The 25479-nt window shown below is 61.4% G+C and carries 25 protein-coding genes and 1 pseudogene; 17 read left to right on the top strand and 9 right to left on the bottom strand.

Features of this window, described 5'->3' with window-relative positions:
- Window positions 1-61: 61 nt before the first annotated feature.
- Genes HBOR_RS06870 through HBOR_RS06855 form a run of 4 tightly spaced genes read left to right on the top strand, consistent with a single transcriptional unit; the run spans window position 62 to window position 4494 of the window.
- Entirely contained in the window at window positions 62-1441 is a 1380-nt protein-coding gene (locus HBOR_RS06870; protein ID WP_013440558.1) for an ABC transporter substrate-binding protein, read from the top strand.
- Between the two features lie 13 nt (window positions 1442-1454).
- A complete protein-coding gene (locus HBOR_RS06865; protein ID WP_006054233.1) occupies window positions 1455-2462 on the top strand; it encodes a carbohydrate ABC transporter permease in 1008 nt (335 codons plus the stop codon).
- Window positions 2459-3355 carry a carbohydrate ABC transporter permease gene (locus HBOR_RS06860; RefSeq protein WP_006054232.1) on the top strand — a complete coding sequence of 299 codons (897 nt, stop codon included), beginning with the start codon at window positions 2459-2461 and terminating at the stop codon, window positions 3353-3355. Before HBOR_RS06865 ends, HBOR_RS06860 begins: the two co-directional genes overlap by 4 nt.
- Complete coding sequence (locus HBOR_RS06855; RefSeq protein WP_006054231.1) at window positions 3355-4494, top strand: ABC transporter ATP-binding protein; 1140 nt, start codon at window positions 3355-3357, stop codon at window positions 4492-4494. Before HBOR_RS06860 ends, HBOR_RS06855 begins: the two co-directional genes overlap by 1 nt.
- Before the next feature lie 32 nt (window positions 4495-4526).
- On the opposite strand, the gene HBOR_RS06850 is transcribed toward HBOR_RS06855, so the two are convergent.
- The gene (locus tag HBOR_RS06850) at window positions 4527-4790 is read right to left on the bottom strand and encodes a BolA family protein (protein WP_006054230.1); all 264 of its coding nucleotides are present in this window, start codon (window positions 4788-4790) and stop codon (window positions 4527-4529) included.
- A gap of 198 nt (window positions 4791-4988) precedes the next feature.
- Between HBOR_RS06850 and HBOR_RS06845 the strand changes: the two genes are divergently transcribed.
- Together HBOR_RS06845 and HBOR_RS06840 are read left to right on the top strand one after the other, a co-directional pair.
- Complete coding sequence (locus HBOR_RS06845) at window positions 4989-7289, top strand: methyl-accepting chemotaxis protein (protein ID WP_006054229.1); 2301 nt, start codon at window positions 4989-4991, stop codon at window positions 7287-7289.
- Window positions 7290-7376: 87 nt separating this feature from the next.
- On the top strand, window positions 7377-7799 hold the full coding sequence (locus tag HBOR_RS06840) for a hypothetical protein (RefSeq protein WP_006054228.1): 423 nt from the start codon (window positions 7377-7379) through the stop codon (window positions 7797-7799).
- A 57-nt stretch (window positions 7800-7856) separates the two neighbouring features.
- Here HBOR_RS06840 and HBOR_RS06835 read toward each other — a convergent pair whose 3' ends face one another.
- Together HBOR_RS06835 and HBOR_RS06830 are read right to left on the bottom strand one after the other, a co-directional pair.
- The gene (locus HBOR_RS06835; RefSeq protein WP_006054227.1) at window positions 7857-8180 is read right to left on the bottom strand and encodes a hypothetical protein; all 324 of its coding nucleotides are present in this window, start codon (window positions 8178-8180) and stop codon (window positions 7857-7859) included.
- A gap of 116 nt (window positions 8181-8296) precedes the next feature.
- Window positions 8297-8953, bottom strand: a complete 657-nt coding sequence (locus HBOR_RS06830) for a helix-turn-helix domain-containing protein (RefSeq protein WP_006054226.1) — start codon at window positions 8951-8953, stop codon at window positions 8297-8299.
- Window positions 8954-9037: 84 nt separating this feature from the next.
- Between HBOR_RS06830 and HBOR_RS06825 the strand changes: the two genes are divergently transcribed.
- Both HBOR_RS06825 and HBOR_RS06820 read left to right on the top strand, forming a co-directional pair.
- Window positions 9038-10351: an FAD-dependent oxidoreductase gene (locus tag HBOR_RS06825; protein WP_006054225.1), complete on the top strand. Its 1314-nt coding sequence runs from the start codon at window positions 9038-9040 to the stop codon at window positions 10349-10351.
- Between the two features lie 25 nt (window positions 10352-10376).
- Window positions 10377-11324 (top strand): HhH-GPD family protein, encoded by a 948-nt coding sequence (locus HBOR_RS06820; protein ID WP_006054224.1) that lies wholly within the window; start codon window positions 10377-10379, stop codon window positions 11322-11324.
- A gap of 78 nt (window positions 11325-11402) precedes the next feature.
- Here the strand turns inward: HBOR_RS06820 and HBOR_RS06815 are convergent, their stop codons facing one another.
- Complete coding sequence (locus HBOR_RS06815; protein WP_006054223.1) at window positions 11403-12218, bottom strand: SDR family oxidoreductase; 816 nt, start codon at window positions 12216-12218, stop codon at window positions 11403-11405.
- A gap of 83 nt (window positions 12219-12301) precedes the next feature.
- On the opposite strand from HBOR_RS06815, the gene HBOR_RS06810 reads away from it, so the two are divergent.
- Entirely contained in the window at window positions 12302-12961 is a 660-nt protein-coding gene (locus HBOR_RS06810; RefSeq protein WP_006054222.1) for a helix-turn-helix domain-containing protein, read from the top strand.
- Between the two features lie 88 nt (window positions 12962-13049).
- Window positions 13050-13496: pseudogene (locus HBOR_RS06805) on the top strand (A/G-specific adenine glycosylase); the annotation flags it as partial.
- A 42-nt stretch (window positions 13497-13538) separates the two neighbouring features.
- On the opposite strand, the gene HBOR_RS06800 reads toward HBOR_RS06805, so the two are convergent.
- The 3 genes from HBOR_RS06800 to HBOR_RS06790 all read right to left on the bottom strand — a co-directional run bounded on the left by HBOR_RS06800 (window position 13539) and on the right by HBOR_RS06790 (window position 15938).
- Window positions 13539-13988, bottom strand: a complete 450-nt coding sequence (locus HBOR_RS06800) for a universal stress protein (RefSeq protein ID WP_006054220.1) — start codon at window positions 13986-13988, stop codon at window positions 13539-13541.
- A gap of 63 nt (window positions 13989-14051) precedes the next feature.
- Window positions 14052-15278: a putative manganese transporter gene (locus tag HBOR_RS06795; RefSeq protein WP_006054219.1), complete on the bottom strand. Its 1227-nt coding sequence runs from the start codon at window positions 15276-15278 to the stop codon at window positions 14052-14054.
- A 321-nt stretch (window positions 15279-15599) separates the two neighbouring features.
- Window positions 15600-15938, bottom strand: a complete 339-nt coding sequence (locus tag HBOR_RS06790) for a DsrE family protein (RefSeq protein WP_006054218.1) — start codon at window positions 15936-15938, stop codon at window positions 15600-15602.
- Between the two features lie 83 nt (window positions 15939-16021).
- On the opposite strand from HBOR_RS06790, the gene HBOR_RS06785 reads away from it, so the two are divergent.
- The 4 genes from HBOR_RS06785 (at window position 16022) to HBOR_RS06770 (ending at window position 20186) form a co-directional block, all read left to right on the top strand.
- A complete protein-coding gene (locus HBOR_RS06785; RefSeq protein WP_006054217.1) occupies window positions 16022-16621 on the top strand; it encodes an NADPH-dependent FMN reductase in 600 nt (199 codons plus the stop codon).
- A gap of 76 nt (window positions 16622-16697) precedes the next feature.
- Entirely contained in the window at window positions 16698-17285 is a 588-nt protein-coding gene (locus HBOR_RS06780) for a thymidine kinase (protein ID WP_006054216.1), read from the top strand.
- A gap of 10 nt (window positions 17286-17295) precedes the next feature.
- Window positions 17296-17901, top strand: coding sequence for a YIP1 family protein (locus HBOR_RS06775; RefSeq protein ID WP_006054215.1), 606 nt, complete (start codon window positions 17296-17298; stop codon window positions 17899-17901).
- Window positions 17902-18071: 170 nt separating this feature from the next.
- A complete protein-coding gene (locus HBOR_RS06770) occupies window positions 18072-20186 on the top strand; it encodes a DHH family phosphoesterase (RefSeq protein WP_006054214.1) in 2115 nt (704 codons plus the stop codon).
- 35 nt (window positions 20187-20221) lie between these two features.
- On the opposite strand, the gene HBOR_RS06765 is transcribed toward HBOR_RS06770, so the two are convergent.
- On the bottom strand, window positions 20222-20590 hold the full coding sequence (locus HBOR_RS06765; protein WP_006054213.1) for a transcriptional regulator FilR1 domain-containing protein: 369 nt from the start codon (window positions 20588-20590) through the stop codon (window positions 20222-20224).
- A gap of 552 nt (window positions 20591-21142) precedes the next feature.
- Window positions 21143-21757, bottom strand: coding sequence for a hypothetical protein (locus HBOR_RS06760; RefSeq protein ID WP_241432310.1), 615 nt, complete (start codon window positions 21755-21757; stop codon window positions 21143-21145).
- Window positions 21758-21949: 192 nt separating this feature from the next.
- Between HBOR_RS06760 and HBOR_RS06755 the strand changes: the two genes are divergently transcribed.
- The 3 genes from HBOR_RS06755 to HBOR_RS06745 all read left to right on the top strand — a co-directional run bounded on the left by HBOR_RS06755 (window position 21950) and on the right by HBOR_RS06745 (window position 25475).
- On the top strand, window positions 21950-23623 hold the full coding sequence (locus tag HBOR_RS06755; protein WP_049890573.1) for a tRNA uridine(34) 5-carboxymethylaminomethyl modification radical SAM/GNAT enzyme Elp3: 1674 nt from the start codon (window positions 21950-21952) through the stop codon (window positions 23621-23623).
- Between the two features lie 141 nt (window positions 23624-23764).
- On the top strand, window positions 23765-24133 hold the full coding sequence (locus HBOR_RS20205) for an SHOCT domain-containing protein (protein ID WP_006054210.1): 369 nt from the start codon (window positions 23765-23767) through the stop codon (window positions 24131-24133).
- Window positions 24134-24275: 142 nt separating this feature from the next.
- On the top strand, window positions 24276-25475 hold the full coding sequence (locus HBOR_RS06745; protein WP_013440555.1) for a mechanosensitive ion channel family protein: 1200 nt from the start codon (window positions 24276-24278) through the stop codon (window positions 25473-25475).
- Window positions 25476-25479 lie beyond the last annotated feature (4 nt).

Below are 25479 nucleotides of genomic sequence, written 5' to 3'. Positions count from 1 at the left end.
TGCAAACCTTTAAGTAAATCGTGTAGGATAGTACATCCGCGACTGCCAACGACTAACTACCATGAAAGATAATAATAACGAACGCAGGTTCTCTCGACGGACGTACCTCCGCCTCAGTGGTCTGGCGGGCGCAGGAATGGCAGGACTGGCTGGTTGTTCCGGCGGTGGCGACCAGACAACGACAACTGAAGAGACCACGGAGTCCGGCGAGGGTACCAGTGGTGAGACGGCAGCCGATACGACGACCGAGCAGAGCGGCGGCAACGAACTCGAACTCGTCCACTGGTGGACGGCCGGTGGCGAGAAAGATGCTCTGCAAGCACTCCTCGACGGCTTCAAAGAGGAGTATCCGGACGTCGAACTCAACAACAACCCGGCACCCGGTGGGGCTGGTTCCGCACTCGATACGGTCATTAAGAACCGTGTGCTCAACAGAAACCCCCCGAGTACGTTCCAGATTTGGCCGGGGAAGGCGCTCACCCAGTACGTCGAGGGGGACGTCCTCCAAGACATCGGTGACTCCGTCTGGAGTCAGGAGATGCGCGACGCCTACCGGCAGGGCGTACAGAATCTCTCCCAACCGGCTGGAAACTACGTTGCAGTCCCGATCAACATCCACCGCCTCAACAATCTGTTCTACAACGCCTCTGTTCTTGAAGAGGCGGGCGTTGACCCGGCAAGTCTCTCTGATCCCGGCGCGCTCAACGACGCGCTCGACACCATCGCCAGCGAGACGGATGCAGTGCCGATGGCGCACCAGATCAAGTCGCCGTGGTCGTCGGTTCAGCTCTGGGAAACCATCTTCCTCGGCTACAACGGTGCTGATACGTACAACTCCGCTATCGTCGAAGGCAACATCGCAGACCACGAAAGCGCGGTGAAAGAGTCGCTTCAGACGCTCAAAGACTACCACGAACACTTCAACCAGGACGCCGGATCCGTCTCGTGGGACCAAGCGAACGGCAAAGTCGTCAACGGCGATGCGGCGTTCATCCACCAGGGCGACTGGGCCGCAGGTCAGTACAAGTCCGCCTCGGAGTTCGAGTACGACTCCGACTGGGGAATGATTCCGTTCCCCGGAACGAGCGGCCAGTACTCCGTCGTCACCGACTCGTTCGTCTTCCCGAAGAACAACCCGTCGCCGGAGGCGACGCGGAAGTTCCTCAGCTACTGCGGTACGGTCGATGCGCAAAAGCGGTTCAACCCGATCAAGGGGTCCATTCCGCCGCGGACCGACGTGCCGACGGACCCGTTCGGTCCGTTCCTGCAGTCGCAGATTGAGGACTTCAAGAACTCCGATGCCCAACCGCCGACCATCGCGCACGGGACGGCCGTTACGCCTGACGTTCACGGTGATATCGACGAGGCATTCGCCAGCTTCAACGAACAGTGGAACGTCGAGGGAGCGTACGACGCGCTCGTGAACGCGTTCCCGAACTAACGGGGCGTCACATATGCTTCACTCCATCTTTCGACGACTCGTGAGCCTCGGGTGTGGAGACGAGCGGAGCGACGACATACGAACAGACGGCGGTACCGCGACCGCACCCGCTTCGACAACGACCGATCAAACCGAGCGGTCGTGGCTCGAAAGTGAGTTCGTCCGGTCGCTCCCGTTCTGGTTGCCGCCGACGCTCCTCATGGGGCTGTTCGTCTACGGGGCTATCGGCTGGAACGCCATCATCTCGCTCACCGACTGGGACGGATTCGGCAATCCGGACTACAGTAACCTCGACTTCTCGATGTACGCGCAGATGCTCGGCGACCCGACGTTCGTCGCCGCCGCGCGCAACACTATCGTGTTACTCGTCGTGTTCACGGTGGCCTCGTTAATCGTCGGACTCGTCCTCGCGATTCTCGTTGACCGCGGGATACGGTTCGAGAACACGTTCCGGACCATCTACCTCCTGCCGATGAGCCTCTCGTTCGTCGTGACGGCCATCTTCTGGGCGTGGATGTACAACCCGCAGAGCGGCCTCGTCAACGTCGTCCTCAGGAACATCGGCCTCGGCTTCGTCGCCAACGACTGGATCAGCGACCCGCAGACGAAACTTGGCGCAGTCATCTTCGCGCTGATGTGGCAGTTCAGCGGGTACTGCATGGTCGTGTATCTCGCCGGTCTGCGCGCCATTCCGTCGGATCAGTTCGAGGCGGCACGCATCGACGGCGCGTCTACCGTTCGGATGTACTGGCGCGTCATCATCCCTCAACTGCGGGCTTCGACCATGAGCGCCGCTGTCGTGCTGATGGTGTTCGCACTCAAGGCGTTCGACTTCCTGTTCGTCATGTTCGGCGACACGCCCGGCCCCTCGACGGACATCCTTGCGACGATGATGTACCGCGAAGCGTTCAGTTCCACGAACTGGGCGTACGGCGCAGCCATCGCAACCGTCCTGTTCTTGCTCGCGTTGGTGGTTATCGGTCCGTATCTCTACGTGCAGTACCAGCGAGGTGACCTATGAGTCTCGCAGACGACATCCGTTCGGCCAGCGTGTCGCGCTACGGACTGTACGCCGTTATCGCGGTGATGGCGGCGTTCTACCTCGCACCGTTGGAGAGCGGCCTGATGACATCCATCAAGACGCAGGATGCGTTCATCAACACGACGCCGTTCATCCCGCCGTTCGGTGACGGCTTCACGCTCGGGCCGTGGAACGAGGCGTGGGCGCAGATGCAGGGTCCGCTGACGGACTTCTCCGGTGCGCTGTATAACAGCGCGTTCGTCGCCATCCCGGCGACGGTACTGTCGGGCCTCATCGGCTCTATCGCGGCGTACGGTCTCACGAACCTGAACTGGCGCGGCCAGGCGGGCGTGCTGATTCTGTTCGTCGCAGGGATGTTCGTCCCCTACCAGTCCGTACTCGTTCCACTGACGCGATTTTGGACCATCGTCGGTCTCCACAACCACCTCGCGGGGATACCGTTCCTCGCCCAACGCGTCGGACTCATCGAACTCATCGTGACACACACCGCGTACGGGATTCCCATCTGTACCATCCTGTTCCGGTCGTATTACGCGAGTTTCGACCAGTCGATGCTGGAGGCTGCGCGCATCGACGGCGCAACGTTCACGCGTATCTACCGCCGCATCATCTTCCCGCTCTCAAAGCCGATGTTCGCGGTGGTGCTTATCTACCAGTTCACGCAGGTCTGGAACGACTTCCTGTTCGCACTCGTGCTGGTGTCCTCGCCGACGAGCGAGGTTGCGACAATCGCGCTGAACAAACTCCAAGGCTCGATGGTCCAACAGTACAACATCCAGATGGCCGCCGCGTTCATCGCGGCACTCCCGACGCTCCTCGTGTACGTCCTGTTCGGAGACAAGTTCGCAGAGGGCGTGGCAGGTGAAACATAATGGCAGAACTCACACTCGACAACGTTACGAAGGTATTCGACGACAACGGTACAGACATCGTGGCAGTAGACGGCGTCTCCGTAGACATCGACGACGGCGAGTTCCTCGTCCTCGTCGGGCCGTCCGGATGCGGGAAGTCCACCACACTTCGAATGATTGCGGGCCTCGAAACCGTCTCCAGCGGCGAGATACGACTCGACGGCGAGGTCGTAAACGCGCAACCGCCGCGCGAACGCGACATTGCGATGGTGTTCCAGTCGTACGCGCTGTACCCGCATATGACCGTCAAGGAGAACATGTCGTTCGGGCTGGAGGAATCCACGGACATGCCCGACAGCGAGATCTCATCGCTCGTCGAGGAGACGGCAGAGATGCTCGGTATCGGCGACTTACTCGGTCGCAAACCCGGCGAACTCTCCGGCGGCCAACAGCAACGCGTCGCTCTCGGCCGCGCTATCGTCCGGGACCCGAAAGTGTTCCTGATGGACGAACCGTTGTCGAATCTCGATGCCCAACTTCGCTCGCAGATGCGAACGGAACTCCAGCGTATACAGGAGAACTTGGGCGTTTCAACCGTCTACGTGACGCACGACCAGACGGAGGCGATGACGATGGGCGACCGCATCGCCATCCTCAACGACGGCGAACTCCAGCAGGTCGCGACGCCGTTGGAGGCGTACCACGAACCGACGAACCAGTTTGTGGCAAAGTTCATCGGAGAACCCTCGATGAACTTCTTCGAGATGGAGATGCAGGGCGACCGCTTGACGAGCGACCTCTTCGACTATCCGCTGTCTGAGGAGACGCGCGAAGCGCTCGGCGACACCACGCACGTCACGTTCGGCATCCGGCCCGAAGACATCGAAGTCGTCTCCGAAGCCGCGGACGATCACGACTTCGAGATGGTCATCGACGTGGTGGAACCGATGGGTAACGAGAACAACGTCTACCTTTCGTTCGAGACGGGCGGCGACGCAGACCTCGTGGCGACGGTTGATGGGATGCGGAGCCTCGACGCCGGACAACCGGTCGTCGCACGCCTCCCCGAGCCAGCGATTCATCTGTTCGACACACAGTCTGGTAGCGCGCTGAAGAACCGCTCGCTGGACGAACTCGAAGAAACCGAACCGCGACTGTAGCGTTGCGGACGGTACGTTCGGTCGTCTGGTAGTTACTCGCCTGCGTCCCCGTACTCTTCGGGCGTATAGGTTTTCAGTTCCATCGCGTGGATGTCTGTCGTCATCGACTCGCCCAGCGCGTCGTACACCATCTGGTGTTGTTGGACGAGGCTTTTCCCCTCGAACGCGGGCGAGACGACGACGGCCGCAAAGTGTGCGTCTTCGTGGTCTTCGTCCGGGACGCGCGGAAGCGACACCGACGCGTCCGCGTCTTCAATACCGTCCTCGATGAGACGTTCGACTTCCGAAGTTTCCATACGCGCCGGTGGGTCGCCGTCGGATAAAACTCTCCGGAGTCGTTCGTCTGCGGCCGACTCACAGCGCGGCGGAAACCGAAACAGTCTCAAATGTTGTTCTCTGACATCAATAGCCTCTACGTCATCCGGTTTTACAGAATCTTTTTTGATAATCAGCGGCGAACTATTTTGAACCGAAACACCGTCGGAGGGGAGTAGATGAACGTCGCCCAAAAACTCGACAACCTCCTCCCCGAACCGCTTCAGCGTAGTTATCTTGCCAAGTTGGCTCTCCTCTTCGTCATTGTCACCGTCGCTGTCGTCGCTATCGGCGGCTACACCTACGTGACCGTCGCCGAAGAGGTGAGCGACTCCGCGCAACGCGATCTCCAATCAACAGCCACGCTTCAGTCTGAGCAACTGTCCGGATGGGTTTCATCACAAAAGCAGACCGCACGGATGGTCTCACGCTATAGCGTGTTCCAGACCGCCGACAACCCGGTCGTTTCGCAGTACCTCCGTCGTGAGAAAGCCGTCCTCCCGACGGCCGTCACGGACGTTCACTACGTCGATACCGAGAACTCACGTATCGTCGCCAGTTCGAACAGTGACGCCGTCGGAACCGACCCGCTTCCTGAGGGAACGTCGTTCCTCACCGGGTCGATTAATATGCCCGTTGCCGATCAGGTCTCCTACACTCGCCCGTACCAGCGCGATAACAAGACGTACATGGCGTTCGTCAGCCCGGTTCAACTCAAATCTGACCGGGTCGTGATGGTTATCGCCGACATGAGCTACGTCGAACTCACGCTCGACACTGCCGTCGAGGGGAGTTTCGCACAGGTAGTTACGACCGACGGGAAAGTGCAGTTCGACGCTTCCGGTCGGAAAAACTACGGTGACTACGGCGTCCCGAACGCGACTGCCTTGTCCGAGGGCGCGGCCGGTAATTCGGGCGTCTACGAGGAAGGCGCGAACGATGTCCTCTCGGAGGACCATCTCGTCGCCTACGCACCCGTTTCAGGAACGGACCTCGTGACTGTGGTTCACGCACCCGCCTCTGCGGTGTACAGCGTCCAACAGTCTGTCGGTGAGAAACTTATCGCGCTCTTGGCCGCCGTCGTCATCGGCTTCGTCGTCCTTGGCGCAATCATCCACGGCACCACCGTCACGCCGCTCTCGACGCTCGCTGGACGCGTCGAACGCCTTCGCGGCGGTGATTTGGACGTGTCGCTCCCCGATGGCCGAACCGACGAGTTCGGGTCCGTCGTGGACGGCATCGATGCGCTTCGTGACGACCTGAAGTCACAACGTGACGACGCGCGCCGTTACAGAGATGTAATGAGCGAGGCGGCCGACGGCGACTTGACCGTCCGCATGGACCTCGAATCCGACTCGGAGGTCATGCGAACGATTGCTGCCGCGTTCAACGAGATGGCAGAAGAGTTAGAAACGACGCTCGTTGCCCTCACCGCGTTCGGAGAGACAGTGGCATCCAGCAGTTCCGGCGTCGCCTCGGGGGCCGCAGAGGTGAGTTCCGCGAGCGACGAAATCGCACAGTCGGTCGAACAGATCTCCGCCGGGGCACGCGAACAGGCCGACCACTTAGCAGAACTCTCAGAGGAGATGAGTAGCCTCTCGGCGTCGGTTGAGCAGGTCTCGGCGACGACCGACGACTTGGCAGACGGTTCTGCTGCGGTTGCAGAACGTGCTGATGAGGGACGCGAGGCCGCAAACGGCGCGCTTGACGGCGTTGAAGCTATCGAGATGGAGACGCGCGAAGCCGTCGAGTCTGTCGAAGACTTAGACGACGAGATAGAACGGATTAGCAACGTGACCGGCGTCATTGCGGACCTCGCAGAGCAGACGAACATCCTCGCGCTGAACGCGTCCATCGAGGCGTCGCGCGCTGGTGAAGCCGGGTCCGGATTCGCTGTCGTTGCCGACGAAGTGAAACATCTCGCCGAGGAGACGGCGACGTACGCCGAGACAATCGAAGACCACGTTTCGACGCTCCAGTCGAAGCGCGCTGAGGTTGTCGAACGAATCGAGCAGATGCGCGAGCAAGTCGAAGCGGGTGCCGACGAAGTTGACGAGGCGCTGTCCTCGTTCGACGAAATCGCCGATAGCGTGAGTCAAAACAGCGCGAGTGTCGAGGAAGTCGCCGCCGCCACGGGAGAACAGGCTAGTACGACCGAGGACGTGCTGTCGATGGCCGACGAACTCGCGGGTATCGGTGAGGAGACGACGGCCGAAGCCGAGAACGTCTCCGCCGCCGCCGAGGAACAGACGGCAACGCTCAGCGAAGTCTCTGAGGGGGCACACCGCCTCGCTGACCAAGCGAACGAACTGAGCGAACTGCTCAGCGAGTTCGACGTGTCCGCCGAGGGAATCGATTTCGAGGAAGAACTCTCGGTCGATAGTGAGACTGCCGCAACGCTCGAAAACATCCTCAGAGAGGCTGAGAACGCGGCCGGAAGCGTGACGCCATCGACACCCGCCGCGTCGGACGACGACTAAACGCGGTCGAAACGCTGCGATACGACGCCCGTCGTCGCTGACGACGACTCGCGGACTCTTTTAACCACTACCCGACAAGGAGCGTTCGTGACCGAGTTGATCGACCGCGTCGAACGCCGCCTGTCCGAAGAACACACCGACGTGGTGGACGGCATCGAACGGTGTGCAGACGCCGTCGCTGACGAGTGGGACGAGTCACCGGAGGGTGCGTGGACGACAGACCGCGACGAAGTCGTGCCCGTGTTCGAACGGGCGCTGGATGCCTCTGGATTGCTGATGCACTTCCCGCGCGTCCTCTCGGATCTCGTGACGACCATCGGCCACCCGATGCCCGCACCGCCTGTCGCCGCTCCGCCGCACGTCGTCGTCCGGAGCGAGGGGGTCCTTCTTCGCGCCTCGTTACGTGAAGGCCGACTGGTCGTCGCGTTCGACGCCTTCGCTGTCGAACGAGGTGACGAACTGCGGTACGTCCGACTCGACGATGTGGACGTGACCGTCGAACTGCGCTGAATAGGATCTTTGGCGGTGTTCGCCGTCGCTTACATCTGGTGGCGATTTCGCCGTCGCTTACATCTGGTAGCGACGTTCGTCGTCGCGTTGTGGGTACTGATTCTGTCCGGTCATCTCCTCGTACGTCATCCCCGAGAGATACTCGTCGTACGTTACGTCGTAGCCCTGTCGGAGATGGAAATCGAGCGTCCCGCGATCCACAGTGGTCTGAAAGAGGAGGTGGACCGCACGGCGGACAAGTTCGTCGGTTTCGTCCGTCTCAAACGCCGCAGCGAGCATTGCCAGTTCGTGTCTCGTCTCGCGGTCGAACGACACCGTCGATTCCTCGTCGAGGTCGGCGTACGCAGTCTCTACGTCTTCGGTGAGTTCGTCCAGTCCCATACCCGCGTCCGAGGGGTGCAGACGATAAGGGTCCTGCGACTCATAGGTCGGTTGTCGTCCCTTCCCGGTGATCGCTGACCCGGGTCGAGTTCCGGTACATAGCGACACCGCCCGTATCACTCGTAAACGTCGAGTGCGCTGGTGACGAGTTTCGCCTCCGCCCTGTGGAGGTGTTCACTGACAGTACTTGCGGCACAGTCGAGTGCTGCGGCAATCTCCCCGTGCGTCGTCTCTCGCGGAATCTCGTAGTAGCCCATTTTTGCGGCGGTACGGACGACCGTCAGTTGTCGGTCGGTCAGCGTCGCGGCGGGGAACTCTCGTCCAACGTCGAACTCGGTCACCGACTCTATCGTGAGCGACAACGCATCCGGAAACGAGTCGAATGCCGAGCGAACATCGGCCGCCTGCCCGACGAGAGAACCACGAACGCACCCGTCTCGGTAGATAACGGGGCCGACGACGACGAGTCCGCTGGTCGTCAGGGCGTCGAACAACGTGGTTAACGGTTCGGGTGTGTCCAGAGTCACGTACAGTGCGAAGCGGTCCGCGTCCGCGTGTTGGACCTCGTACGACCGAACGTCCGGTACGCCAGCCAACGCCGCCTCGAATCGAACGCTGTCGCCGCGGATGACAAACAACGCCGCCGGGCAGTCAGAACCCAACGTCCAATCAACGAGATGCGTCTCTCGAACCCACTCGCCCGATGCGAGGAGATCGAACAAGGGCCGTCTGAGTTCTCCCTCTGGCGACCCGGTGAACCGGACTTGTCGCACACTGTCGATAGTATTTGAGTAATGATAAATGTACCATGCATAGACGGGAAAATCTCCTCCACGAATGAGAACATATCCCAAGGTATGAGCCGAGTCGGCACGGAGGAGACCCAGACGTTTCAGACAGACGTAGTCATCGTCGGAGCCGGCCCCGCCGGATGCGTTCTCGGCGGACTGCTTGCCCGGAGCGGCGTGGAGACGATGCTTCTCGAACGGCACGCGACGTTCGACCGAGAGTTCCGCGGATTCGCCTTCCAACCGTCGGCGCTCCGTGTCTTCGATCAGATTGACGTTCTCGAACGCGTGCTGGACCTGCCGCACGAGCGGATCTCGAAGTTCAAACTCGAACTCTACGGTCGTCTGTACACGTTCGTAGACTTCACGACGCTCTCGCCACCGCACGATTTCGTTCTCTCTATCGACCAACCGCCGCTGCTGCGGATGCTCGTCGATGACGCGGAGCGCTTCGAAACGTTCGAGTTCCGTCCCTCGACGGTGGTTCGTGACCTTCTCGTCGAAGACGGCTCCGTTGTCGGCGTTCGAGCGAGTGACCGCGAAATAGACGAGGATCTGACGATCCGGTCACGGTTGGTCGTCGGTGCCGACGGCCGCTACTCGACTGTTCGACAGGCGGCGGGTATCGATCCCGGTCTGGTAGACACCGATTTCGAGGTCGTCTGGACGAAAGTTCCGGGATCGGCATCGCATGAGATTCAGGCCCGAATCAACGAGGACGGCCAACTCCTGTACTTCGGGTTGGGGCCGGATGTCCAACTCGGATGGCTGATCGAGAAGGGGACGTATCCGGACCTCCGGGAGCGGGGTATCGAAGCGTTCCGCGACCGAATCGCCGCCGTAGACCCTCGCCTCCGTCCGGCGTTAGCGGAGTCGTTGACAGGCTTCGACCAATGCTCGCTGTTGGATGTCTCGCCCGGGTTCACCGACGAGTGGGTGCGCGATGGCCTCGCGTTGATCGGCGATGCCGCCCACGTCGCCTCACCGCTCGGCGGACAGGGCAACGCGCTGGCGATACAGGATGCCGCCGTCCTTCATGCCGCGGTCGTCCCCGCGCTCCGCCGCGAGAGCGGCGTTCTCTCCGCGTCGTCACTCGAACCGTACGCGACCCGTCGCCGTCCCGCAGTCCGTCGTATTCTCGATATGCAACTGCTCGGCCAACGCGCTATCTCGATGCTCGTAACGCGCGGCGACGACATTCCCGCAGTAATCCGTCAAACAATCGCCAAAGCGGGTGCGACTGCGGCAACGGTCGGTCCCGTTTCCCGACGACTTCGGGACCTGATCGCGTTCGGCCCGGACCCCGTGGACGTGGAGACGGCACTGTTCGACCGCGAACCGGCCACAGAAGACCTCCCGCCGTCGCCGAATCAGCAATCATAAACGCGCACCGACTAAGCTCAGTACGATGACCGACGGCCACGCATCGTCGCTCGAAACCGGCGACGCGACCGCCCTCCCAGAAGATGTGGACGACGTACGGGACGCGCTCGTCTCGTGGTACGAGGCGGACCACCGCGATTTCCCATGGCGGCGGACCGACGACCCCTACGAAATTCTCGTCTCCGAGGTGATGAGCCAGCAGACACAACTCGGGCGCGTCGTCGAAGCGTGGGAGGATTTCCTAGACGAGTGGCCAACTGCCGCGGACCTCGCGGCGGCCGACCGGAGCGACGTGGTCTCTTTCTGGAGCGGACACAGTCTCGGCTACAACAACCGCGCGAAATACCTCCATGAGGCGACCCGGCAAGTAATCGAGGAGTACGACGGCGAGTTCCCCCGCTCGCCAGACGAACTCTCCGAACTGATGGGTGTCGGCCCGTACACCGCAAACGCCGTCGCTTCGTTCGCCTTCAACAACGGCGATGCGGTGGTGGATACGAACGTCAAACGGGTTCTGCACCGCGCATTTGCGGAAATCCATAATGCAGACGATCCGGACTACGAAACCGTTGCGAACACCCTTATGCCGCCCGGAGAGTCCCGAATATGGAACAACGCGATCATGGAACTCGGCGGTGTCGCCTGCGGGAAGAAACCTCGGTGTGATGAGGCCAGTTGCCCGTGGCGCGAGTGGTGTCACGCCTACCAGACCGGTGACTTCACCGCGCCCGACGTGCCCACACAGCCGAGCTTCGAAGGGAGCCGTCGGCAGTTCCGCGGGCGCGTTGTTCGACTCCTCGGGGAACACGACGAGATGGATCTGGACACGCTTGGTCATCGGATCCGAGTGGATTACACCCCTGACGGAGAGCACGGGCGAGAGTGGCTGCGAGGTCTCCTCTCGGACCTTGCCGACGATGGACTCGTCCAGATCGAGGAAGGGAACGATCAGACGATTGCTCGACTTCAGTAGTCTAATTCAGATCCTCTGAACTACTTCTAAGGCGTCATAGACGAGTAACATACGAGTGGACGATGTGATGATCGAGAGTTACACTGCGGGCTGGTTGTGCCGTCTTACGTCGTCAGTGTCGCTCGCGTAGTGGTCTGTGAGCCATTCGTCCCACGTGACGGTTCCAACTGCGTGATCCGGGCAGGTCGCGTGCCCAACTCGAAATGCCCTAGTCGTTCCACCGGGGAATGGGATTCTGAGTATCGGACGACGTAACCCCCGTACACGACGGTACGTCTGTGCGATGTCGCCCACTGAATGGACCTCTGGCCCGCCAACAGGGTCAGTTCGACCCGCAGCACCCTTCGTCGCATAATCAACAAGACGACCTGCGACCTCGCGGACATCAACCGGCTGAACCTGCATCCCTGTCGGGAGGGGCCAGACGGGGAGTTTCGCCACGGAGTCAAGCAACGCTGCGACGAACGAGTGAAATTGCGTCGCACGAACGATTGTCGTCGGGAGATCGCTGGTCTCGACTGTAGCCTCAGCGGTATGCTTGTGCTCGTAGTAGGAGAAGGGGATGTCGTCGATTCCGACGATGGAAGGATAGACGAAATTCTCGACACCAGCTTCCATCGCGGCTTCTACGAGACGTTCTGTCCCCGTTACGTCAACTGCCTTGGTGTCGCCCTGCGGGGCCGTCGCCGCGTGGATGACGACATCGACGTCTTCGAGCGCTGACTGAATCCCCGCGCCTTCAGCCAGATCAAGCGTGACCCACTCGACGTCCGCCGTAGTCTCGGCCGGCGGCGAACGGCTTGCCGCCCGAACAGTATGGCCTGCCTCGGTGAGGCGCGACTGGAGGGCTGTCCCGAGTGTGCCGGTTGCTCCGGTCACCAGCGTTCGAACCATACCGACGGTTCGCTCCCTCGAACGGAGTGACTACTGCCGAGTCCACTCGGTGGGTTTAAGTTATATATCGCGTCGTGTGACTCATGAAACACGCTCGCGTGCGTCTCACGGCCCACGGGAGGGAGCGCGACATTCACCCGATGTACGGCGTGATGACCGAGACATCGTTCGTCGAGCGAGCGACGGCACTGCAGTGGAACTACACCGGCGATGCGTTGGGAATTCTCCATTACGTCGTCGGCGACGCCGACGCACTCGAAACAGCAATGGAAGACATTCCGGAGGTGATCGGCTACGACGTGGCCCGCGTTGATGCTCGGTCCTTCTACGTGTACGTCCGGGATGCGACGACTGGGCCACTCCGGGAGCTGTTCACGCCTGTCACGTCGGGTGGAATCCTCGTCGTCCCGCCGGTCAAGTACGAACCGGATGGAACCGTTGTTTTCTCGATGTTTGGCCCTGACGATGAACTTCAGGAGGCATTAACGAGCGTTCCCTCACCGATTGACGTAACCATCGAAGCAGTCGGTGGCCTCGCAGATACGACGGCTGCTGTCGAGGGCCGGCTCACAGACCGCCAGCGTGAGGTCGTCAAAACGGCAGTCTCCAGGGGTTACTACGATATTCCTCGAACTGTCAGTCAGGCGGAGATTGCCGCCGAACTTGACTGCGCACCGAGTACCGTCGCAGAGCACCTCCGTAAAGCCGAATCACGGATGATGCGAACGCAGTTCCTCCGATAGCTGCAAACAGAAATGTCGCCTTCTACTACAGAACGGATGTCTCCCCCCTTATTGGCTCTCAGAGAATCGTATAATGGATTTCTCACACTATCGAGCTTTCGACGTGCCAGATGACGACGACGCCTTCGAACGCGTCGCGCAGTTCGCCATGCCCGAGGGCGAATCGAAGGTGTGGAACAACGCCATCATGGAACTGGGCGGCGTCGCCTGCGAGAAGACGCCCACGTGCGACGAATCGGGGTGTCCATGGCGGCGGTGGTGCCACGCCTACGAGACAGGCGATTTCACCGCGCCCGACGTGCCGACCCAGCCGAGTTTTGAAGGGAGTCGTAGGCAGTTCCGTGGTCGTGTCGTCCGAACGCTGGGCGAGTACGACGAATTGGAACTGGATGAACTCGGGCCACGAATCCGGGTTGACTACGGTGGCGACTACGGGCGCGAGTGGCTTCGAGAACTGGTTTCAGATCTCTCTGCTGACGGGTTAGTGAACGTCGAGAAACGCGATGACGACACCGTCGTTCGGCTCCGCGAGTGAATCGCGGTCACGTCGGCGTCTGAACTGCTCGTCGCCGTTCGATTAGTCTTCGGATTCGGATGGGGCGTTGACCGCCATCACGGGAACGTCCGCTCCCCTGACGACGCGGTTGGTAACGCTGCCGACGAGGCGACGTTCGAGACCGCTGTGGCCGTGCGTCCCCATCACGATGAGGTCGATATCGTTTTCGTCAGTGTACTGGAGGATCTGTTCTTCCGGTGTCCCTTCGAGAACGTCGGTGACGACCTCCGCTTGCGTGGTGGCGGCGATACGCTCGACATCTCGGAAAGCCTGTTTGCTGGCCTCTGCTCCGAGTTCTCGAAGCGTCTCTCGAACGTCGTTCTTCGAGACGGTCAACCAGCCCGTGTCGGTCTCGACGACGTACAGGGCGTGAACGGTTGCGTCGTACTGCTGTGCGAGGTCGAACGCGTGACGAGCCGCAGCTGACGAGAGGTCGCTTCCGTCCGTCGGGACGAGAATGCGCTCGTACATCTTAGACCCCTCCTGACGGGTGTATCACGGTCAGACGCTCACTGGGAGAGAGTCGGCGCAGCGTCATCCGATGACCCCGAAGCCGAATCTCGCGTACGGCCAGACGGCGTAGAGTACGATGCCGACGATGAGCGCCGGAATCGTCGTGTAGATGGTTGCGACGATTGCCGCCTTCATGTCGATAGCCATCAGCGGGAACAGCGCGTCGCCGTCCTGACTGATCGCGTTCGCGGTCAGCGCGGAGAACGGGATGCCGCCTTGGGCGTACACCTGCGCGAACACAATCTGGGGCGCACAGCCCGGAATCAGTCCGAGCAACGCGCCTCCAATCGGCGCTAACACACCTGCGGCCGCCGCGATTGCACCGATATCTATCGAGAAGATGACGATGCTGTACTCGTAGATCAGGTACGCGGCGATGACCCACACGGTGACCATACTGGTCTCCATGGCGGCGTGCTGGAACGTCTCGTACGCGCTGGTGAAGTCGTCGCGGATGCGTCCGGCTTCGCCCTCGCCGATGAATCGGCGGCCGACAAAGTGGAGGTAGAACGACGCCGTCGTTCCGACGAGTCCTGCGATGGTGAACAGGCCGAAGAACGTCGGCGCGAACTCCAAGGGCACTTCAGGCGCGCCACGAACCAGATACAGGACTCCAGCCACAAGGCCAGCGACGGCGACGCCCCACCAGAGGACGTGGACACCGTGACTGATCGTCGTCAGCAGTCCGGAGTCGTCCCCGGTTCCGTGGCCGTGGTCGTGACAACTCTGGTCCATCTCGTAGTTGGGGATGCTTGGACCGCCATCGGCGACGTTCGTCGTGGTGAACCCACCGTCGGTCATCGGCCGACTGATGCGGTTGACCGCGCGGTCCACGCGGCCGACGCCGAGACCCCAGATGTCGATGGCGTAGCCGAACAGAATCGCCGCGACGAACGCCATTGCGTAGGCGTACGCGGCCGCTTTCGGCGCGAGTGCGAGAATGACGAATGCGGAGTCGCCCGCGGTGGCGGCGAGCGCCGCGACGACGGTCCCGAAACTGACCGTCCCGCGGATGTACAACGGCATTGCGATGATCGCTCCACCACAACCGGGCGTGAGACCGAGAAGCGCCCCGGCGATAGGCTGCATCCGCTCGTGACTCTCCAAGTAGGAGACGATCCGACCACCAGTGCGGTACTGGATGTAACTGAACAACAGGACAGTGATTGCGACGAATGCGCTGACTTGAACGAATCCGTCGCGGACCGAGAAGACGAAGATGTCGATGGCCTCTTGCAGACCGATCATACTGCTGATGACACCTCCGCTACTCGAACGTCGTCCTCGGGGTCATACTCGCTTGACCCGTCGAGGCGGACAGTGTGTCTAGTTCCATTAGACTTTGCTGAAATTGGCACCATGCGTTTGTGAACACGTTATGTTGGGCACACGAAGTACAAAGTCGTTTTGGACGAACTATGAATTTAGAGATGTCTAAATATGGCTGTGCTCTCGTTTCGTGTTCCGACTCAATCGTGCAAAATAGAGGCCAGTGGGTGGATTCTCTGGCAATTTAGTGGTTGCAGATTGGTGCCGTGACGTACTCTGATTGCCCGCAACGGGTCGAAGCTACGGGACTTTGAGGTACGCGTACCCGTCGTGCTGTAATCGCGTGAGTGCTCCCACGCCCGAGGAGACCGATTTGACGTTCGAGAGGAGTTTCGACTTGGGGATGTTGCGACCAGACAGCGAGTTACTGCACGCGAGACAGCGCACGTCGCCGTCGAGGGCGCGAACGTCTGCAGAGAGCGGCGACCGCTCGACAAACAGGTAGATAGCGTCGCCGTTGGCGAGGAGTGCCACTTCGTCCATCTCGACGGTGTCGTCACCGAGGAGGTTGTTCACGTTCGCAAGCGCGTGTTGCCAATCGTCCACGTCGCCGCTCGACAGGTGAAAGACCGATTTCATACGAGTACCACGATAGCCATCGGCTTCAGCATTCGTGCGCACCGCTGCGGACCACTTTTGACGGTTCGCTTCGACCAAGTGTTATGACAGAGAAACACGTCGTCGCCGTTTGCGGAAGTCTCCGGGACCAAAGTTACACGAGACGAGCGCTCGAACACGCCCTCGTCGGTGTCCGCGAGGCGGGCGGGACCGGTGAGATACTCGATCTCCGGGCGTACGACCTGCCGAGTCTCGACGCCGACGAGGACGAACAAGGTGATAGCGAAGTCGTTGTCGAACGAATCCACGAGGCCGACGCCGTGATCCTCGGAACACCCGTTTACCACGGCTCCTACTCCGGCGTGTTGAAGAATACCCTCGACTACTGTGGGTTCGACGAATTCGACGGCAAGACTGTCGGACTCCTCGCTGTCGCAGGTGGTGGATTCCCCGTCACTGCGCTCGACCATCTTCGGTCCGTCTGTCGCGCGTTGAACGCGTGGGTGCTTCCGCATCAGGTCGCGCTTCCCAACGTCTCTTCACAGTTCGACGGCGACGAACTGGTCGATGGGGGATTAGAGAAACGCGTCCACGTGCTCGGGCGGCGTGTCGTCGAGTACGCGCGTATCGAACCCGACCCGACGACATTCGAGGCGGGCGAGAACGTCGGGGCGGGAGAGAACGTCGGAGCAGGTGGGAAATAGTCACGGCAGGCTATCGCTCCCAAAGTGGCGAACGAATGGACAATCGTTTTGTCCTTCGCTTGCACCCCCACGACGTATGCACGCCATCACGAAAAGCGGGTGGGTCGAGGTCATCACGGGGTCGATGTTCTCGGGAAAAACGGAGGAACTTCTCCGTCGCTTGCGACGCGCCGAAATCGCCGGACAGGAGGTGGCGGTATTTAAACCCGACATCGACGACCGGTACGGCGAGACAACCGTCGGCTCCCACGCCGGAAGCGAGTGGGAAGCACACGTCGTCGCTTCCGACGGGGAGGAGATGTGGAATCTCCTCGATAAACTGAACGGCGAGGATGTCGTCGCCATCGACGAGGCGAACTTCTTCTCGGCGGAGTTGGTCGATATCTGCGAACATCTCGCGGCCGACGGCCGCCGCGTCCTCGTTTCGGGCACCGACCAGACGTTCCGCGGCGAACCGTTCGACCCCGTGCCGCAACTGATGGCGATGGCGGAGTACGTGGACAAACTACAGGCGATTTGCTCTGTCTGTGGCGAACCTGCGAGTCGAAATCAACGCCTCGTTGACGGCGAACCCGCCCATGCCGAAGGACCGACTATCGTTGTCGGTGCTGAGGAGTCTTACGAGGCACGATGTCGGAACTGTCATACGCTCCGGCACGACTAATCTAGACGACGTGACCACTTGGATAGAGCATCCGGAAGGTGGGCGGGAACGCGGCCCGCGTGGCGTCGCCCGAGCGTGGTTTGAGGTACTCACACGCCCCCAGCGGTTCTTCAGAAACGGCGTCTCACCGGGCGACCAAGCACCCGGCCTCGTCTTCGCCGTCGTCGTCGCCGTCGCGTACACGACCGTGTTGTTCGCGTTTGTCCCCGCCCGGATACCCGCACTCGCGGGCGGACAGGCGCTTTCCGCGTTCGTCGGCCTCGCCGCCGTCGCACTCCTCCTCGCACCGGCCGTCCTCCACATCACTGCCGCGCTTCAGACGGTCTTTCTCATCGCGACCGTCTGGGAGAACCGCGGCGGAATCAGCGAGACAGTACAAGTCATCGCCTACGCGTCGGCACCGTGCGCTGTCGCCGGAATTCCGAGTCCAGAACTCCGTCTCGTCTGCGCTGGCTACGGCGCAGTTCTCATGTTCATCGGCCTGAGCGAGGTCCACGACGTGAGCATTGCGCACGCTGCCGTGGCCGGAGCGGTTCCGGCGACGTTCCTCTTCGGCTACGTCTTCGGTGGGGCGACAGCGTTCATCACCATCGTTCGGACTCTCGGAGTAATTTAAATCGCATCGCAACGCGTCCCGCGGAAGTTGGGCACAAACATGTCCAGAGAACAATAACGGAGCCGGTTTACCGCGACTCCTTTCGAAATGTGGCGGCAGGCCGCCGCGACGAGCGCGTTTCTGAGGCGGATTCGACAAGGGTTTTAGTCCCGGGTCGTTTGTTGCACGCAATGGATTGGATTACGCACGACGAAGACGTGTGGTTTGAGTTTCGGGGAGATTCCCCTCACCAGCTGACGCCGGGGCGATACTACAAGGGTGAAGTTGACGGATTCGCGGAGTTCGGTGTGTTCGTTGACCTCGCTTCGGGAGTGACCGGCCTCCTGCACCGGAGTGAACTGGACCGCCGCCTGGAGAGTCTCGACTGGGAAGCAGGCGACACTGTATTCGTACAGGTGAAGAACATCCGCGATAACGGAAACATCGACCTCGGTTGGTCCATCCGTCAGTCCGAACGCGAGTTCCGCGGGTCTCGCATCCACGACCCGAACGGCGAAGATGACGGCAAGCCGGTCGAGGAGTCCGACGACAGTTCGTCCGCCCCGGTGAAAAAGAAGCCAAAGGACGTCTCTACGAAGTCCAGAGAACGTAACGGGGAGAGTCAGACGACCAACGCCGACGACGGGGCGGTAGCCGAGTCTGACGCCGACACGCAGGACGCAGCGGCAGAAACTGAAAGCGCAGAAGCCGAAACCGCAGAAGCCGAAACGCCGACGCACGAGGCCGAAGCCGAGACCGACCGCTTTGAACTCGTTTCCATCGAGAACCTGTCTGACCGCGTGGGTGATGCGGTCCGAATCGAGGGCGAAGTCGTCAGTACGCGCCAGACTGGCGGTCCGACCATCTTCGAGATTCGTGACGAGACGGGCGTCGTCGATTGCGCCGCGTTCGTCGAAGCAGGCGTCCGTGCCTACCCCGAAGTCGGCGAGAGCGACATCGTCCGTCTCGACGGCGAAGTCGAAGTACGCCGCGACGAACTGCAGGTCGAGACCGAGGAACTCGTCGCACTCGAAGGCGAGGAAGCCGACGCCGTCGTCCAGCGACTCGACGACGCGATGGCCGCGCGAGCGCGTCCCGACTCAGTCGAACCGCTGGCCGCGCACGCACCGGTCGAAGCCGTGACCGAGCAACTCCGCGACGCCGCGGAGACGGTTCGTCGCGCCATCCTCGAATCGCGCCCAATCGTCGTCCGTCACCCCGCGACGGCAGACGGATACGTTGCCGGTGCGGCCGTCGAGCGCGCTGTGCTCCCGCGCATCCGCGAGGAACACGAACGCGCTGACGCCGAGTACCACTACTTCACGCGCCGACCGCTTGATGACCCCATCTACGGCATGGACGCGGCGACGAACGACGTCACGCGAATGCTGCAGGACAACCAGCGCCACGACGAGAAGCTCCCTCTCGTCCTTCTTCTGGGTGTTGGGGCGACCGCTGAATCCCTCGATGGTCTCGGACTCCTCGACGTGTACGGTGCAGAACGCGTCGTCGTTGACGCCGCGGCCGCAGACGAGGAAGTCGAAGATGTCGCTGATGCGGTCGTCAACCCCGGACTGGCCGGAACCGACGCCGCAGACCTTTCGACCGGCGCGCTGGGCGCAAACCTCGCTGCCGCCGTCGATTCGGGTGTCCGCGAGGATATCGCTCACCTGCCTGCCGTGAGTTACTGGGAGGATACGCCCGCCGAGTACGTCGAACTCGCCGAAGAAGCCGGGTACGACGCCGATCGGACGCGCGAACTCCGCGAAGCAATCGCGCTGGAGGCGTACTACCAGTCCTACGAGGACAAACGCGAACTCATCACGGACCTGCTGTTCGATGACGGTGTCTCGCCGGGCGCACAGCGCGCAGGCGGCGACGCGGTAGAGGGTAACCTCGCCGCGCACATCGCAGAGCAGTTCCGCATCAAACTCGACGCCGAAGTCGAGACGGCACAGGCGAACATCGACGTGCGCGAGGAAGCCGGCGTGACTGTCGCCGTTCTCGACGCCGACGCGTACACCCACCGGTTCGACTTCCCGCCGACGTCGCTTCTGGTGGACGAACTGCACCGTCGGAACCGTGAGGGAGACGAGTACGTCACCGTCGCCACCTCGACGGACGAACTGTTCGTCCGCACCACGGACGATGTTGATATTCGAGCTATCGCTGAGGCAGCACGCGACGCCGTCCCCGAGGGTGGCGTTACCGCCGTTGCCGTCCGCGACAACCGTATCGAGTTCCTGTCGGGTGCCCGTGACGAAGTCGTCGATGCCGTCGTGACGGCCACCGTCGATCAGTTCTAAACTCGACGCTCTCTCCCGTCCCGTTCCTCGACTCGTCAGCCACTGCTGTCGGCGGAGGTATCAGGGGCTGTTGCACCATCTGACTGTGCGCTGGTTGCCGTTCCCGTGTCGTTCGATTCATCTGGCGCACCGTTCGACTCATCTGGTGCGTCGTTTGACCCATTTGGCGCATCGTTCGACTCGCCCGCTACGCTGACTGGTTCCGAGGCCTGCCGATACATTTCGTATACGCCTTCGGCCCACCGCCGTGCGCCGTCGGTATCGGTATCGACGAACACGCGCAACGTGCCCGTCTCGTCGTCGTAGCCGCCGACGCCTACCCGTTCGTCGAATATCGCTAACCCGTACGGCAGCGCCTCCCGAGTTCGGAGTTGCAAGTGGCCGCGTTCGAAGGAGGCCGCCATTTTCTCGCCGGTAATGAAGTGGTCGGCAACCGACGGAACAGTGTTGACATCCTCCTCCGCGTGAACGCGGAGGAATCCCGAGCGGTGGGAGTTTCAGGTTCGCAGTCCAATCAGCGGACTACCAGCCCTTTCGGGTACGGGTAGTCCCACGGTGTTGGACTGGTGGACTGCTGGCCATGCCAAGTGGCCGTTACCCCTATCCTTGATCATGTACGGCGTCCCGGTGTTGTTTTTGCCACAGGGACGCCAGCAGGTGTCAGTGGAGTCGGGGGTATCGTGGTGCTCGCTTTCAGCAGTCGGCACGTCGACACACTCTTCTGGAATGTGCGTTCACCGACTGCCCTTTCGGATACTGCCTCGTTACATGGGCGGACAGGCCGCCTCCGAAGGACAGTTCGGAATCCGCTCCGTTCCGACCGATTCCTACCGGCTACTACGCTCACCTGTCAATTAAACATCACGGTAGGGAACTCGGAAAAGCATTTCAACGGTGGCCGTCACCACAAGTGACGGCGCGTATCCACGCCGTTCACGGCGTGGTATTGCGCCTGTTCAACCTATAAATTCGGCGTCGTCCGTGTCGAACAGTTGGTCTTCGGCTCCGGGTGTTCCCGGCGGAACGACGTGCGTCGTGTTGAACCCGCGGAACGTGTCGCTCTCCGCAAGCAGTTCGAGAAAGCGCGAGACCGGTCGATACGGGTCGTTCGGCGTCGCCTCGGTGATCGTTGCATCAGCAAACGGTTCCACCACGAACTCGCGGTGCGTCTCACAGATGCAGTCGAGCAGTGGAGCCAACCGCTCTGCGGCACGGAGGTTTCGATCCAGTCTGAGGAGTTCGTCGGCGTACACTTCTCCCTTGCCGGTGAGCGAGAACGTTCCATCCCGACGCTCGGCAAGTCCCTCCTCGACCAGCCACCGGGTTAGTCGGTGACTCGTCGCCCGCGAGACGCCGAGGGAGTCCTCCACATCTCGCCGATCCAACGACTGACCGTACAGTGTCTCCAAGACAGGTCCGTGCCGGACCACGTCGATCATCGTGTCGGTATCGAGTCTGTCGTCGTCGAGTTCCTCCCGAAGCAGTCGTCGCTCGGCGGCGTACCGTAGCAGTTCTTCGATAGCTATCGTGTCGGTCATCGTCTCTCCCGTTATCATGCTATTATGTGGCATGGACGGATAACCGTGCCTCACGCTGTAAGTCGGTGTTCGGTCCGCGAGAAACCTTGCCGAGGTGGCATTTCGGTGACTCGAATCGCAGCTTGTCGGCCGCGTCTAGTGAGCGACACCCTTAACCTCGAAACGACGCGACTGAAAGCTAATGAGAATCTTCGCTCGAACGGCCGATGCGGCGGTGATGCCGCCGTGAGCGCCGACACAGACCCCACGGAAACGGAGGACCCGACGGAGACGGAGGCGTTCCGACGCACCTGCGAGACGTTGGTCGAACGAATCCTCGACGGCGAAATCGAGAAAGACGACTTGGAGTCAGCCAAGTTGAACGCCTGTTCGAAACACTCCTCGCCGAAGGTGCCGAAAAACGCCGATATCCTCCAGTACGCCCCCGACGGACGGCGCGAGGAGGTCAAAGAGGTCGTCCAGCGAAAGCCCGTTCGGACTGCCTCGGGCGTTTCGCCGGTCGCCATCATGACTTCCCCGCACATGTGCCCGCACGGGAAGTGTCTGTACTGTCCGGGCGGTCCCGCCTCGGAGTTCTCCTCGTCGCAGTCGTACACGGGGCACGAACCTGCCGCGGCGCGCGGTGTCCAGAACGACTACGACCCGTACGGACAGGTGACGCTCCGCCTCGAACAACTCCGTCACATCGGCCATCCTGTGGACAAGGTGGAACTCATCCTGATGGGCGGGACGATGACCGCGCGGAGCCACGACTATCAGGAGTGGTTCGTCAAGCGCGCGCTTGAGGCGATGAACGACTACGACCTCGACTCGGACCCGCAACCCGCGGAAGATCAGTCGTTCAAGCCGGACCCCGAGGACGTAGAGTTCCGCTACTTGGAGGACGTTATCGCGGAGAACGAGACGGCCGACGTGCGCAACATCGGGACGACGTTCGAGACGAAACCCGACTGGTGTGACCCAGAACAGATCAACCGGATGCTCGATCTGGGCGCGACGAAGGTGGAAGTCGGCGTCCAAACCACCTACGAGCGAATCAACCGCGAAATGCACCGCGGTCACGGCGTGCAGGCCTCTCTCGATGCGAACCGCCGACTCCGCGACTCGGCGTTCAAGGTGGGCTTCCACATGATGCCCGGACAGCCCGGGATGACCAAGGAGATGTGCGTCGAGGACTTCCGGCAGTTGTTCGAGAACTCGGACTGGCGCCCGGACTACCTGAAGATTTACCCGACGCTCGTCGTCCGCGACACCATCACCTACGACATGTGGCGGCGTGACGAGTACGAACCCTTGAACAACGAAGAAGCCGCGGACGTGGTGGCCGAAGTGATGGGGATGATTCCGAAGTACACCCGACTGCAACGCGTCCAGCGAGACATCCCGGCGGACTTCATCGACGCGGGCGTCTGGAAGTCGAACCTGCGCCAACTGGCCGAGCAACGCGCAGCAGAGAAGGGGATCGAACTCAACGACATCCGCTCGCGCGAGGTCGGAATGAACGACGCCGACCCGGACCCAGAACGCGTCGAACTCCAAGTCGAGACGTACGAGGCCGCAGAAGGTACCGAACACTTCATCTCGTTCGAGGACCCCGCAGAGAACCTCCTCATCGGCTTCTGTCGCCTTCGCTTCCCGCACGACCCGGTCCGACGAGAGTTGGAGAACGCCGCACTCGTCCGCGAACTCCACGTCTACGGGTCGGAGGTCGGACTCGGCGGCGACGGCGACTGGCAGCACAAGGGCTACGGCCGTCGCCTCCTCGAACACGCGGAGGAGATCGCACGAGACGCCGGGTACGAAAAGATGAGCGTCATCTCAGGGATCGGCGTCCGCGAGTACTACAAGCAGAAGTTGGGCTATCACCAAGACGGTCCGTACGTTTCGAAGCGGTTCTGAGGGGCTGTCGCGGTTTTTGCCGGTTCTTCGGAGCTGTGGCGGCCTTTTCCTCCAAGAGTTAGGGGAATGAGCGAAGCGAACCGCCGAAAATGTGGGACGAAAGGTAACGTGGCTTTTTGTGTCTCAACCCGAATGTCCGGTATGGTCTCACTTCGCGGTCCAACGTGGGTCGCTGCCGCCGGGTTCGTCCTCATCGCTGTTGGACTCGGCTTTCTCGCCACCGGTGCACCCATCGTTGGAATCGGATTCTGCGTCCTCGCGGTCGGACTCGCCGGTGCCGCCGTGCGCAACCACGACGAGACGAGTTCAATGGACCTCACTTCCGACGACGACTCCGACGATGCGCTCTCGACACTCCGCGAACGCTACGCCCGAGGCGAACTCACTGACGCGCAGTTCGAGGCGAAACTGGAGCGACTCGTCGAGGTCGAGACGCTCGAAGATGTTGTGGTGACCGTCGAGCGGCGGGAGTCCAACGCGGAAACCGACGTCGAACTCAACCGAGAGTAGTGACGATTCGGTTCGTTTTTTCGAACCTATCAGCGACTGTGTCTATCCACGAGAGTTATATGCTAGCAATTCTGCCTACTGGTAGACCAATGGGACTGGGATGGGACGCGAACGCAGTGCGGTTCGAACAGTTGGGGCAGTGATGACGGCGGGCTCGCCGCTTACAGTGATCCGCTCGTCGCTCGCACAGCTTTCGACCACGGAGGCGCGCCTCGGCGTAACTGCCACCCTCGTAGTTGTCGCCGTCGGCATCGCACTCCTGTTCGCGCCGTGGGTAGTCAGACGCATCGCCCGCGAACTTGACGAACGGGTGTTATCGAACTCGCGGGTCCCTGACTTGGTTTCCGACGCCCGGTGGATACTCCCGCCGTCGGTGATCGTCCGCATGCTGCAAGCGGCGATTTTCCTCTCGACAGGGCTTGCGATCCTCGTCGTTTGGGGGCGCGAGGATCTCGCAGTGACTATCGTGGCGTTGCTCGTCTCTCTCACGCCGGTTGCGGGGAAAGTTCTGATGACGGCCGGACTGTTCGTTGGCGCGTACGTCGGTATCGACGCGCTCGAATCGTGGTTGACGTCGTACGCTGCCGAATCCGACCAGATCAACGAACATCAGGAAGGAATCGTCTTCCGCGTACTGCAACTCGTCATGCTGACCGCCGTCACCTTGGCAACGTTGGCCGTGTGGGATGCGGAAGTCGGTAACCTGCTCGTCGGTGCCGGGTTCCTCGGTATCGTGGTTGGGATGGCCGCTCGGCAGACCCTCGGATCGTTCATCGCCGGGTTCGTCCTCATGTTTTCCCGCCCGTTCGAAATCGGAGACTGGGTCGAAATCGACGGCGAGGAGGGAATCGTCTCGGACGTGACGATCATCAACACGCGCCTGCGCAATTTCGACGGCGAGACGGTCGTATTCCCGAACGACCGCGTGACGAACGCCACCATCACGAACCGGACGCGCCGCGATCAACTCCGCCTTAGCGTCGATGTCGGCGTCGATTACGAGACGGATCTCGACGTGGCGGTCGGCGTTGCGGAGGCGGCCCTCGAAGACGTGGATGTCGTTGCGGACGTTCCCGCGCCGAACGTCCTGCCGACGACGTTTGGTGACTCCGCGGTCGGATTGAAAGTGCGATTCTGGATCAAACACCCCTCTGCTCCACGGCGAGCGAAAGCTAACGCCGCTGTCGTGCGGGCGATCAAAGCGGCGTTCGACGGACGGGGAATCAAGATCCCGTACCCACAGCGAGAGCTACAGAGCCGCGAGGAAACGAGCGGATTCGTCGTTCGGTCCGGAGACACCGAGAATCAAGAGACGCCGAAAACAGTCAGTACGTCCGAGTAGCCGC

Source organism: Halogeometricum borinquense DSM 11551 (genome assembly GCF_000172995.2).
Lineage (GTDB): Archaea > Halobacteriota > Halobacteria > Halobacteriales > Haloferacaceae > Halogeometricum > Halogeometricum borinquense.
The sequence above is the reverse complement of the archived record's forward strand: the minus strand, read 5'-3'. Positions and strand labels throughout refer to the sequence as shown.